The 12,170-nt window shown below is 65.8% G+C and carries 12 protein-coding genes; 3 read left to right on the forward strand and 9 right to left on the reverse strand.

What is annotated here, in order from left to right:
- Window positions 1–64: 64 nt before the first annotated feature.
- From RIN79_RS02505 to RIN79_RS02515, 3 genes are all read left to right on the forward strand, one after another.
- Window positions 65–478 (forward strand): MbcA/ParS/Xre antitoxin family protein, encoded by a 414-nt coding sequence (locus RIN79_RS02505; protein ID WP_309083033.1) that lies wholly within the window; start codon window positions 65–67, stop codon window positions 476–478.
- On the forward strand, window positions 472–1,188 hold the full coding sequence (locus tag RIN79_RS02510; protein WP_309083092.1) for an RES family NAD+ phosphorylase: 717 nt from the start codon (window positions 472–474) through the stop codon (window positions 1,186–1,188). The genes RIN79_RS02505 and RIN79_RS02510 overlap by 7 nt, the downstream gene beginning before the upstream one ends.
- A gap of 107 nt (window positions 1,189–1,295) precedes the next feature.
- The gene (locus tag RIN79_RS02515) at window positions 1,296–2,900 is read left to right on the forward strand and encodes a GMC family oxidoreductase N-terminal domain-containing protein (RefSeq protein WP_309083034.1); all 1,605 of its coding nucleotides are present in this window, start codon (window positions 1,296–1,298) and stop codon (window positions 2,898–2,900) included.
- Between the two features lie 54 nt (window positions 2,901–2,954).
- Here RIN79_RS02515 and RIN79_RS02520 read toward each other — a convergent pair whose 3' ends face one another.
- From RIN79_RS02520 to RIN79_RS02560, 9 genes are all read right to left on the reverse strand, one after another.
- Window positions 2,955–3,608 (reverse strand): TerC family protein, encoded by a 654-nt coding sequence (locus RIN79_RS02520; protein ID WP_309083035.1) that lies wholly within the window; start codon window positions 3,606–3,608, stop codon window positions 2,955–2,957.
- A 296-nt stretch (window positions 3,609–3,904) separates the two neighbouring features.
- On the reverse strand, window positions 3,905–5,149 hold the full coding sequence (locus RIN79_RS02525; RefSeq protein WP_309083036.1) for a Gfo/Idh/MocA family oxidoreductase: 1,245 nt from the start codon (window positions 5,147–5,149) through the stop codon (window positions 3,905–3,907).
- Between the two features lie 27 nt (window positions 5,150–5,176).
- Window positions 5,177–6,184, reverse strand: coding sequence for a LacI family DNA-binding transcriptional regulator (locus RIN79_RS02530; protein ID WP_309083037.1), 1,008 nt, complete (start codon window positions 6,182–6,184; stop codon window positions 5,177–5,179).
- Entirely contained in the window at window positions 6,181–7,173 is a 993-nt protein-coding gene (locus RIN79_RS02535; RefSeq protein ID WP_309083038.1) for an ABC transporter permease, read from the reverse strand. The genes RIN79_RS02530 and RIN79_RS02535 overlap by 4 nt, the downstream gene beginning before the upstream one ends.
- Window positions 7,170–8,156, reverse strand: coding sequence for an ABC transporter permease (locus RIN79_RS02540; RefSeq protein WP_309083039.1), 987 nt, complete (start codon window positions 8,154–8,156; stop codon window positions 7,170–7,172). Before RIN79_RS02540 ends, RIN79_RS02535 begins: the two co-directional genes overlap by 4 nt.
- Window positions 8,156–9,661 carry a sugar ABC transporter ATP-binding protein gene (locus RIN79_RS02545; protein WP_309083040.1) on the reverse strand — a complete coding sequence of 502 codons (1,506 nt, stop codon included), beginning with the start codon at window positions 9,659–9,661 and terminating at the stop codon, window positions 8,156–8,158. The genes RIN79_RS02540 and RIN79_RS02545 overlap by 1 nt, the downstream gene beginning before the upstream one ends.
- Before the next feature lie 64 nt (window positions 9,662–9,725).
- Window positions 9,726–10,745 carry an ABC transporter substrate-binding protein gene (locus tag RIN79_RS02550; RefSeq protein ID WP_309083041.1) on the reverse strand — a complete coding sequence of 340 codons (1,020 nt, stop codon included), beginning with the start codon at window positions 10,743–10,745 and terminating at the stop codon, window positions 9,726–9,728.
- Window positions 10,746–10,903: 158 nt separating this feature from the next.
- The gene (locus tag RIN79_RS02555) at window positions 10,904–11,113 is read right to left on the reverse strand and encodes a hypothetical protein (RefSeq protein WP_309083042.1); all 210 of its coding nucleotides are present in this window, start codon (window positions 11,111–11,113) and stop codon (window positions 10,904–10,906) included.
- A gap of 184 nt (window positions 11,114–11,297) precedes the next feature.
- Window positions 11,298–12,128 carry an alpha/beta hydrolase gene (locus tag RIN79_RS02560; RefSeq protein WP_309083043.1) on the reverse strand — a complete coding sequence of 277 codons (831 nt, stop codon included), beginning with the start codon at window positions 12,126–12,128 and terminating at the stop codon, window positions 11,298–11,300.
- Between the last annotated feature and the right edge of the window lie 42 nt (window positions 12,129–12,170).

A 12,170-nucleotide genomic window follows, 5' to 3' on the forward strand; every position in this document is an offset into this window, starting at 1 on the left:
GCAGATGTGCCTGTCTTGCCATTTGGCATCAACAACGATATATACTGCCAAAGGAGATACAATAATGCCGCGATTGCAGCCAGTAGAAACCGTGCCGCCGGACTTCACGCCAGAGCCGATCACGGACGACGAAGGCGCCGCCATGTTCCGCGCCGCCGTCAACCTCTTCCGGCTTTGGCGCCTGACGGACGAGGAGGCGGCGGTGCTGCTGGACCTGCCGCTGCGGACCTACCGGCGCTGGAAGGCCGGCGCGATGGGTCGGCTCGACCGTGACCAGAAGGCGCGGCTTTCCAACATCATGGGCATTCACAAGGCGCTGCGCATCATCTTCCGCGAGGCGCAGCGCGGCTATGACTGGATACGATCGCCCAACTCAGCCTTTGCCGGCCGCTCGGCGCGCGAGGTGATGCTGCGGGGCGAGCTTACCGACCTGATGCGGGTGCGCCGCTATCTCGACGGGGAGCGCGGCGCCTGGTGATCGACATTGCCGCCGTGCCGGTCTCCCATGTCGAATGGCAGGGCGCGGTGCGGATCATCCGCAGCATCTTTCCGCCGATCGACCTGTTCGAGGATATCGCCGATCCGGCCGACTGGCCTCTTCTGGTCTCTGCCGAGATGAAGACCAATCCGCGGCTGATGGAGAGCATCGGCAATCTCGACCTGGTGCCGCCCGAGCGCCGGGTCGCCGGACCTGGCGCGACCTATCTGATGGCGCCCTTCACCCATGTCAGCGCCGACCGGCCGAGCCGCTTCAGCCCGGGCACCTTCGGCGTGCTCTATGCCGGCAACACCTTCGAAGTCGCCCTGTTCGAGACGATCCACCATCACGCCCGGTTCATGGCGCGCACCAATGAGCCGCCCGGATGGACCTCGCAGTTCCGTGAGATCGTGCTCGACATCAACGCTCGCCTGCACGATATCAGGGGAGGCGACGACGCCTACGCGCCGCTGCTGAGCCCCGACGACTATTCGCAAGCCCAGGCTTTCGGCGCGCGCCTGCGCACCGCGGGATCGGAGGGCGTGGTCTATCCGAGCGTGCGCCGCGAAGGCGGAGAATGCGTCGGCCTCTTCTATCCCGACGGAGCGGCCAATCCCGTCCAGGGCCGCCATATCGACTATCACTGGGACGGCTCACGCGTGGACTTCTACCGCGAGGCCGGCAACGGCCAGGTCTATCGCATCGTCTGAGAAGCCTCGGGTCTCGCCCGCGCCCGTCGCGCATGCTATCGCCGGACACGGGGCCGCCGAACGTGCCGGCGGCGAGGGTCCTTGCGCCAGTGGGAGCATGCTGCCGGATGGAGGAGTTCGACTACATCATTGTCGGAGCGGGGTCGGCGGGCTGCGTACTAGCCGACCGCCTTTCCGCCTCCGGCCTTCACCGAGTGCTGCTTCTCGAGGCGGGCGGATCCGACCGGCGGGTCTGGATCAAGGTTCCGATCGGCTATGGCCGCACCTTCCTCGACCGTCGCGTGAACTGGGGCTTTACGACCGAGCCCGATGCCGGCCTTGCTGGGCGGCAGGGTTATTGGCCGCGCGGACGCGTCGTCGGAGGCTCGAGCTCGATCAATGCCCTCGTCTATTGCCGCGGCCTTCCCGGCGACTTCGACGATTGGCGCGATGCCGGCAACCCCGGCTGGGGCTGGGAGGACGTGCTGCCCTATTTCGAACGCTCGGAGAAAATGGTGGACGGCGCGCTGAGCCGAGGGACCGGGCCGCTCCATGTCGCCGATGTCTCGCGCGAAATGCACCCGCTGAGCCGCCACTATTTCGCCGCGGCGGAAGAGCTCGGCCTTCGTATCAGCGAGGACTTCAACGGTCCGGAGCCGGAAGGGGTGGGCTTCTATCGCATCACCACGCGCAACGGCTTTCGCTGCTCTGCGGCTGACGCATTCCTGCGCCCGGCCCTCACGAGGCGCAACCTCCGCCTGCGGACCGATGCGCTTGTGCGGCGCATCCTCTTTTCCGGTCGCCGCGCCACGGGGGTCGAGTACGAATGCGCAGGCCGCATTCTGAGCGCGTCGGCACGCCGCGAGGTCATCCTGAGCGCCGGGGCGGTCGGCTCGCCGCAGATCCTGCAGCTTTCGGGCCTCGGCCCGGGAGCGCTCCTGCAGCGCCTCGGCATCGGCGTGGTCCTCGATAACGTCAATATCGGCGGCAATCTCCAGGATCATCTGGCCGTCAGCTACTATTTCAAGGCGAGGGAGCCGACACTGAACGACCTGCTCCATCCCTGGCACGGCAAGGTCATGGCAGGGCTGCGATATGTGCTGACGCGGCGCGGGCCGCTCTCCCTGAGCGTCAACCAGTGCGGCGGCTTCGTCCGTTCCAGCCCGGCAGCGGCACGGCCGGACCTGCAGCTTTATTTCAACCCGATCACCTACGCCAAAGTGACCGCCGGCCGGCGCGAGCGGCTGATGCTGGACCCGTATCCAGGCTTCATCCTCTGCTTTCAGCCGACCCGGCCGACGAGCCGCGGGCGCATCGACATCCGCTCGCCGAAAGCCGGTGACCCGCCCTCAATCGTGCCCAATTCCCTCGCAACCGAGAAGGACGTTCAGGACGTGATCGCCGGTGGACGCTTCATGCAGCGCATTGCCGCGACGAGCGCGATGCGGGAGCTCATAGCCGAGGCCATTCCCCCCGTGCTCAGCGCCATGTCCGACGCGGACATACTGGAAGACTTCCGCCAGCGCTGCGGTACCGTTTTCCATCCCGCGGGTACCTGCCGGATGGGCGCGGAACCCGACGGCGCGGTGGTCGATGCGAGGCTGCGCGTGCACGGGACGGAAGGCCTGCGCGTGATCGACGCCTCGGTCTTCCCAAATCTCACCTCCGGCAACACGAATGCGCCGACGATCATGGTTGCCCAGAAAGGCGCCGACCTGGTGCTGGAAGGATAGGACGGGCGGGGGAGCCTTGCCGGCCTCCCCGCCCCGCTCCGCATGCCGCCTCGATCAGTTGAGCTGCGCCAGCAACTCGTTGCCGCCGCGATACATCATCTCCAGCGCGACATAGAGGATGATGGCGAGGCCCACATAGGCGATCCACCTGTGCCTGTTGAGCAGCCGGGCGATGAAGCTTGCCGCCAGGCCCATGAGCGCGATGGAAAGGACCAGGCCGAAGACGAGAACGCCCGGGTGCTCGCGCGCCGCGCCGGCCACCGCCAGCACATTGTCGAGCGACATCGACACGTCCGCGATGACGATCTGCCAGGCCGCCTGGGCGAAGGTCTTGCGCGGCGCCGCGCCGGCGACGGTTCCATCGCTGTTCAGGTCCTGACCGGCGACGGCCTCAGTGCCCTCAAGCTCGTCGTGGTGGCCGCCCGAGCGCAGTTCGCGCCACATTTTCCAGCAGACCCAAAGGAGCAGCACGCCGCCGGCGAACAACAGGCCGACGATCTGCAACAGCTGCGTCGTGACGGCCGCAAAGCCGATGCGCAGCACCGTGGCGGCGATGATGCCGATCAGGATCGCCTTGGCCCGCTGGTCCTTGGGCAGGCCGGCGGCCGCCAGGCCGATGATGATTGCATTGTCGCCGGCAAGCACCAGGTCGATCATGATGACCTGGAGCAGTGCGGAGAGGGCTTCAGGGGTAAGGAATTCGCTCATTTAGCACCCGATCTGTTTGGGTGCCCATGCGGCGGAGTCGCGTACCCAAGCGCCCACGGCCACATAAGTGGCACAGTTCTTGGGCGTCAGAGGGTCAGTCAGACTCCACCGGCATCAGGCCACCCGAAGGACATCCAGTCCGACATCACAGCCTGGAGAAGGCTGCCAGAGGGGCCCGGCCTGGTGCGACACGCATAGCGGCAAGATATCCCCCGTTCAAGAGGCGTCCAGAGACAACTCTGCTGAATTTTGCTCTTGCTTCCGCGTGACGGCGACGGAGGGCATTGTGTTGCAGGTTACTGGCGCGGTCGGGCCACCGGCGGGACATAGTCCTCGAGCTCCGGCGCGGGGAAGCGCACCGTCTGGCCGAGTTCGGCCGAGCGGTAGAGCCCCATGAGGATCTCGACCACGGCGAGCCCGTCATGGAAAGTCTCGAGCGGCCTCTCGCCCTTCCGGAAGCACTCGACCATGTGACGGTTCTCGTCCGTATAGCCGTAGACGCCCGCCTCGTCCTCCAGCACCGGCATAAGGCCTTGTTCGGCATTCTGCTTTTCGACCAGGTCCTCGCCTTCCGAGCCGGTGACGGCGCGCGACATGAATACTTTCAGCCCCGTCCCGAGCGAGTTGAACTCCATAGCGTATTCCGGCCCAAGCAGTTCGAGCTGGATGCGTAGCCCGGCGCCGACATAGGCCCAGGAGGTCGTGGCCTCGATCATCAGCTCGTTGCCATTCTCGTCTTCCAATTCGACGGTGCCGCGGGCAAAGTCCTCGGACGGGCGGTTGCGGTAGTCGACCTCGGCCCCGTAGCGATCGCGCAGCAGGTCCGCATAGTGTGGACGCGTCCATTTGAGTGTGGCGACCGTACCGTTCACCGCCTTGACCTTCAGCGAGTTGCGCGGCGCGCCCGGCGCGGTGAGCAGATGCCGCGCCACCTCGACGCTATGGCACATCATGTCGGAGAGCACGCCGCCGCCCTGCTGGTCCCCCTGCCAGAACCAGGCCTCATGCGGCCCGGAATGCTCCTCCGCCGCGCGGGCGAGATAGGGCCGGCCGGTGGTGGAGGCCGCGCGCCGCCAGATGATCTCCTTGCCGCGCAGCACGGGCGTGCAGAAGACCTGGTTTTCCAGATAGCCGTGGTTGAGGCCCGCATCTTCCGCCAGCCGCACCATCTCGCGCGCTTCGGCCACCGTGCGGGCGAGCGGCTTCTCGCAGGCGACGGCAAAGACCTGGCTGCGGCCGCCCTTCACCTCCTCATGCAGCTTGCGCATGACTCCGAGGCGCGTGTGGTTGGGCGACAGGATCCAGATCGCGTCGACATTTTCGGCCCGCAACAGGCTTTCCAGGCTTTCATGGGCGGTGCAGGTTCCCAGCCCAAGCTCATCGACGATGGAAACGATGCGGTCGCGGCGCTCCGCGCTGCGGCTGTACACGCCCGTCACCTCCACGTTGCGCACGCCGATCATGGAGCGCAGATGGAACTGGGCGATAAAGCCCGACCCGACGAAGCCGACGCGAAGTTTTTCTTTCGGAAAACCGGTCATTCTCATTCTCCTATTCTCCTGGCGCGCTCAGCCGGCGGGCGCGGTCGAGCCCCTTACGCGGAAGGAGGTCGGCATCATGACCACCTCCCCGGTCCTGTCCTCGCCCGCGAGCACCTTGAGCAGCAGGCGCATGGCTTCCGTGCCGATCTCCGTCCGTGGCTGGCTCACCGTGGTAAGCGGCGGATAGAAAGCCTGACTTAGGAATATGTCGTCGAAACCCACGACCGATATCTTCTCGGGCACGGCGAGGCCGAGGCGTCGCAATTCGTTGATGGCGCCGAAGGCCATTTCGTCATTGGCGGCGAAGATGGCAGTCGGCGGCTGCGCCAGCGAAAGAAGCTCCCGGCAGCAGGTTTCGCCGGAACGCAGCAGATAGTCGCCCACCGCTTCGTAGCCTTGCGGGATGGGAAGGCCTGCTTCACGCATCGCCTGCCGGTAGCCTTCGCGGCGCAGCACCGCCATCGGCTCGGGGATGGGCCCGGCGATATGGGCGATGCGCGTATGGCCGAGCGAGAGCAGATGCGCCACCGCCTCGCGCGCGGCGCCCGCATTGTCGATCATGACGTGCGGAAACCCGCTCTCCTCGATCGGCTCCAGGGCAACCACCACCGGCAGGTCCGCCAGCTCCTGCGGAAAGCCTTCCCGCTCCGGCAGTTTTCCGGTGATAAGGATCATCCCGTCCGCATGGCCGTCCCGCAGCATGTCGAAATACTCGACCTCGCGCTCGGCATTGTTCTCGGTATTGCCCATGAGCACGGAATAACCGGCCTCCCGCGCCGCCGCTTCCACGCCCTTCATGATGTCGAGATAGAAGGGATTGCCGACATCGCGCACGACCATGAGCACGGCCATGGAACGCTGTGTGCGCAGGTTGCGCGCGCTCACATTAGGGCGATAATTCAGCCGCTGCGCCGCCTCGCGGATGCGGCTGCGTGTCGGCTCGGCGACCAGACCGGAATCGCTCAAGGCGCGCGACACCGTGGCGGGCGAGACCCCCAGCTCCTGGGCGATATCCTTGATCCTGGCGCGGTTCATGCACGCATGGCCCGCCCGCGGCCATAGAACATCATCAGGACGAGCAGGGTGAGGCCGAAGATCATCTGCCGGCCGGATTCGTCGATATTGATGGTGGTCAGAATGCTCTGCAGGATGACGAGCAGCACCGCGCCCGCCATTGTGCCCGTATAACCGCCCTTGCCGCCCGACAGAGGCGTACCGCCCAGTACGACGGCGATGATGGAGGGCAGCATGTAGAGTTCGCCCACATTCGCGAAGGACGTGCCGGCATAGCCGATGAGGCAGAGCCCGGCGAGCGCCGCAAATGCACCGGAAAGCGTGAAGAGCAGGATGCGTATGAGCCGCACAGGCACCCCCGCAAGCATCGCCGCCTGCTCGTTGGAGCCGATCGCGTAGACGCGGTAGCCGAAGACGGTGCGCCGCAGAAGGAAGGCCATCGCCACGCCGATCAGGAGCCACAGCCAGATGATGCCCGGCAAGCCCAGGAGGAATGGACGCGTGACGAATTCGGCGAGCGCCGGCGCGGCGCGGCCGGAAGGCACACCCTGGCGGATGACGACAAGAAGCCCCTGCAACACGCCGAGCATGCCGAGCGTCATCACCAGAGGCGGGATGCGCAGCAGCGTGACGCCGATGCCGTTGAAGGTGCCGAACAGCGCCCCGACGGCCAGGCAGGCGAGGATGGCGGGCAGGATGCCCGCGTCCGAGCCGTTCATGACATTGCCGGCAAGGATCGCGCTCAGGGAGACGACACCGCCGACGGAGAGGTCAATGCCTTCCCGTCCGCCCAGAATGACGAGGTTCTGCCCCGCCGCGACAATGCCGAGCAGCGCAGCGACGATCAGGAGACGCAGGATCTGCTGCGGGGAGGCAAAGCCTGGCGAAAGCATCTCCCCCAGCGCGAGGAGGGCGACGATCAGCACCAGGGCGATGACCAGCGGCTGCCTGACCAGCGCGCCCGCGGAAAAGCGCGACACCCCTGCCCTGCCGGCGGTCTCCACGCTCATGCCCGGACCCTCCGCGTGACAAGGATGCCCAGCATCAGCGCGAGCAGGATGGCGAGCCCCTGCACCAGGTTCTGCCATTGCGAGGGCGTGCCGACATAGAAGACGAAGGAGCTGATGAGCCCGATGATAAGCGCGCCCAGTACCGATCCCCCCACCGAGCCGCGCCCGCCGGAAAGCGCCGTACCGCCCAGTACTACGGCCGCAACCGAATAGAGCGTCATGGCGCCGCCCACCAGCGGATCGCCGCTCGCCGTGTCGCCGGTGATGCAAAGGGCGGCAAGCGCCGAGAAGAGCCCGCAGAGGACATAGCCTTTCAGCCGGATCGCGGTGACCGGCAGCCCGCTCTGGAATGCCTTGAACGCATCGTCTCCGACGGCGAGCATCTGCGTCGTGAGTCGCGCGCGGACGGCGATGGCGAGCACGATCGCGAGCGCTGCGACCACATAGAAGACGAAGGGGATCTCGAAGAAGCGGCCGCCATAAGTGCGCCAGTAGACCGTCGGCGCCGGCGTGCCCGCCACCGGCAAAACATAGAGCGCCATGCCGGTGAAGAGGATGCTGGTGGCGAAGGTGGCGACGATCGCCTGCAGCCGGAGCACCGCCACCACAACGCCATTCAGGAGCCCGCAGGCAAGCCCCGTCAGGATGCCGACCGCGCAGGCGGCGAGCACCGCGCCGCCGCCCCCGCCCCAGCGCTCCATCAGCACGACAATGGCGCAATTGACGAGCGAGAGGATCGCCCCGACGGAAAGATCCACGTCGCCCGAGTAGACCACATAGGTCTGCGCCACGGCCAGCATCATCAGCGCGAGATAGGTGCTGATGAGGCCGGTGATGGCACGGAAGCCGAGGCTGTTCGGCTGGAACCAGCCATTGAGCGCCAGGAGCACGATGAGGATGACGAGCGCCGGCAGGAAAGGAAACCGCTCCACGAGCCCCGCAATGCCCGACCGCGAGGCGGCTGTCGTTTCGCTGGCGCTCATCATGCGGCCTCGTATGCGGCGTGATAGAGGTTATAGCGGGTGCGGTCGGCGCCCTTGAGCTCGCGGCTCACCGAGCCGCCATTGAAAACGAGGATCCGGTCGGCATTCGCGAGCAGCTCGGCATCCTCGGACGAATAGAGCACGATGCCCATGCCTTCCGCCGCAAGCGAGCGGATCAGGGCGAAGAGATCGGCCTTGGCCTGGAGGTCGATGCCCTTCGTCGGGTCGTCGAGCAGGAGCACGTCCGGCCGGTCGATCAGCCAGCGCGCGATCACGATCTTCTGCTGGTTGCCGCCCGAGAGCGCGTTGACGGGCTGATCGTATCCGGCAAAACGCGTCTTCAGCGCCGAAAGGGGCTTGGCCGCGCGCTCGCGGAGGCTGCCGGGCCGCACTACAGATAGCTTATTGCGTAGGAAATGGATTGGCGTGACATTCTCCAGGATCGGGCGCCCATGCACCACGCCATCGCGCCCGCGGTCGCCGGAGACATAGGCAAGACCGTTGCGGATCGCCTCACGCGGCGAGCGGATCGTCCGTTCCTCGCCCTTGAGGCGGATGGTGCCCTGGCTTGCCGGGCTGACGCCGAAGATGGAGCGCAGCACGGCCGACTGGCCCTGGCCGTGCAGCCCGCCGAACCCGACAATCTCGCCGCGCCCGACCTCGAAACTGACATTGGCAAAGCCGCGCCCGCCGAGCCCCGTGACGGCAAGCACGGTTTCCGAACTTTCGGCGGCTGCCGCCGGCGGCGCGCCGTCCGCCGCCGCAAGCTCGCCCTGCTCGCCAACCATCTGGCGGATGATGGCGGAGGGGTCGGTCTGCGAGATGAGCGAGGTGGCGACCGTCTCGCCGTCGCGGATGACGGTGACCCGGTCGCCGATGGCGAAAATCTCGTCCATGCGGTGCGAGATGAAGACGATACCGCGGCCCTGCGCCTTCAATTCCCGCAATACGTCGAAGAAGCGCTCCACCTGGGAGCGGTCGAGAGAGGAGGTCGGCTCGTCGAAGATCAGGATTGGCGCCTCGGTCGCCAGCGTCTTCATGATCTCGACGAGCTGGCGCTGATCCTCGCGCAGATGCTCCACCCGCGTATCGGCGGAAAACCCCTTACCCGCCACATCAGCAAAGCGCGAGATATAGCGCTCCGCGACCGCCTTCAGCCGGTCACGATCGACGAAGATTCCGCCTTTGGCGGGCAGTTCCGGCAGGCCTATGTTTTCCGCCACCGTCCGGTGGGCGGCAAGGCTGAGTTCCTGATAGAACGTGGCAATGCCAAGCCCACGCGCGGCGCGCGGCCCGTCGATCGAAACGGGCTTTCCGTTGATCAGCACCTCGCCGGCATCGGGACGCACGCTACCGGCGACGATCTTGCACAGCGTGCTTTTGCCGGAGCCGTTCGAGCCGATGAGCACGTGGACCTCTCCCTCCTTGAGGTCGAAGTCGCCCCGGCTGAGCGCGATGGTCGCGCCATAGGCCTTGCGCGCGCCGCGGATCGAAAGATGCGCCATGCGATCACCATTGGATGCGCGAGCGCGCCCGCCGAAGGCAGGCGCGCCCCAGCTTCGGAGGAGCTTACTTGAAGAGAGCTTCGGCTTCCTCGATGGAAAGGGAGTGCGTGTAGGAATAGTGGCCCGGCTTGCCCTCGAGCTGGGAGTGGATCTCCTTCACATTGCTGCTGTCGATGAAGGGGATTTCCAGATACATGGCGTTGCCGTACTGGCCGGCCGTGGCGGGCTGCTTCAGTTCCTTGCCCTGCAGCATGAGGACGGCAACGTTTAGCGCGCTCGCCATCACGCCGGGAGGGTTCACCGAGGCCCCGGAGTTGAGGTTGTTCTCAACCCACAGATCGATGAAGTCCTTGCGGATTTCCCCGGTCGCGGCGATGTCGTTGGTCTTGCCGGCATCAATGATGGAGCGCCAGGCGCCCGCCGCCATGCCGTCCTGCACCCAGACGCCATTGATGTTGGGATAGGTGGCAAGGATGTTCTGCATGGCCTGTTGGCCCTGCGCCTGATCCCAGTTGGCGTTGACCTCGTTCACCACCTTGATGTCCGGATAGTCCTTGAACACGCTGCGGTAGCCCGCCACGCGCATCTCGTTGGCCGGATGGCCCGCCACGCCGTTGATGGCGACCACCTCGCCCTTGCCGCCCAGCGTCTCGGCAAGCCACTTGGCGCCGGCAGCACCCCAGGCGGTCTGGTCGATGCCGACATAGATGGCGTCGGGCGAGGAGACCTCGGCGTCGGTCGAGATCACCAGGATTCCAGCCTCCTTGGCCTGCGCGAAGACCGGATCGAAGGCAGTCGGGCTGTTCGGGTTGATGATGATCGCGTCGACGCCCTGGTTGATGAAGTTGCGCACATGGGCGATCTGCCCGGGCACGTCCACATTGGCGCTCTGCACGACGACCTCGACATTGACGCCCTTGTCCGCCCACTTCTTGGCCGCTTCCTGGGCTTCCTCGATCATCTGCGTGCGCCACTCGCTGCCCACCCAGCCGTTCGACAGGCCGATGGTGAAGTCCTGCGCCTGCGCGCCGACAGCAGAAAGCACTACGGCCGCGGCAGCGGCAAGCAAAACGGATTTCTTCATGTTCTCCTCCTTTGAAGCTCGATGAAATCGATTTCAGGCGGGATTTCTAGCAGATGCTCAGGCAGTGATCCAGAGCGGGAAGACGGAAAAAATCGCGCCTCTTTGAGGGAGCGGAAGGGACCGCGATCGAAAAGAAGCCCCTACCCCGAAACGAGCGCCTACCGGCCCAAAGGCTGCTTTGCCAGCGTGGTCAATTCGTCCTCGTCGGTGATCCCGGCAAGATAATAGCCGAGAATTCGCGAGGCGCGTGCTTCCCGGTCATGATCTGTTTCAGCTGGCAGGGACGTCTTGTCGAACACACGCCCAAGTAGTTCCACTTCAGCGGGATTCAGAATGCCTGCTTCTTTTGCTTTGCTGCGGTAAGGCATGGATAAAATGTATCGGAGGAGTTGTTAGGCCGTCAATCTCTCCTGCTCGCAGCGGACGGGCAGGAGTTTCGTGGCCGTATACTTCGCCTCATCGCACAGATTCTTGCATTACCACGCCGGCCCACGGCGATCGATGAAAAGGCCGCAGCGCCGCCCTTGGACCGGCCCTGCGGAGCGCCGCGAATTATTCTGCGAGAAGGGCCCGCGTCAGCGGATGAGCCGGATCGGCAAGGCCGTCGATCACGGAGAAATGATGCTTGTCCGGCTCGACCACCTCGGACGTGGCCGCGCCGAGGCCGGCCCAGATATTGGCGAGCAGCGCATTCTGGCGCAGGAATTCGGCGCGCTCGCCGCCGCCGACCCAGCAGGTGACGCGCGCCCCCTCCAGCGGCCGCAGCAACGCCGGGCTCTCGGCAAGCGCCTCCGCCTCGCCAATGCCGAGCGTGCCGTTCATCGCGGTGCGCATGATGGGACGGAGGTCGTGCACGCCGGAAATCGAGACGACGCGGCGGATCCGCGCCCGCATCTCCGCCGCAAGCGGCGTAGTGGCGGAGACCATCCGGCTGGCAAGGTGCCCCCCGGCCGAGTGGCCGGCGAGCATTACGGGCCCCCCCACCATCTGCGCCGCCGCTTCCACGGCAGCGCCGATCTCCTCCACGATGCCGGCGATCCTGATCTCGGGGCAGAGCGTGTAGGAGGGCATGGCTACGGCATAGCCGCTTTCCACCGGCCCGGCAGCAAGATGCGACCAGAAACTCTTGTCGAACCTCATCCAGTACCCGCCGTGGACGAAGACGACGAGACCTATGGGCGCCTTGTCGGGCAGAAAGAGGTCGAGCCGGTTGCGCTCCCTCTGTCCATAGGAGATGTCCAGCCTGGCGCGGCTGGCTGCGGCGAGCCGATCTCGGAAGTCCCGCGCCGGTTCTATCCAAAGGGCCGGCCAGCGGTCGCTGTTCGGGATGTTCGGCCCGTTTGCGTAGGCATCGTCCCAGTCGGCAATCCTTCGCTCGAACATCGGCCCCTCCGCTGAATGGCGCTGCATTGAGCGGCAGGAAAA

This window comes from Chelativorans sp. (genome assembly GCF_031180965.1).
Classification (GTDB): Bacteria; Pseudomonadota; Alphaproteobacteria; order Rhizobiales; family Rhizobiaceae; genus Chelativorans.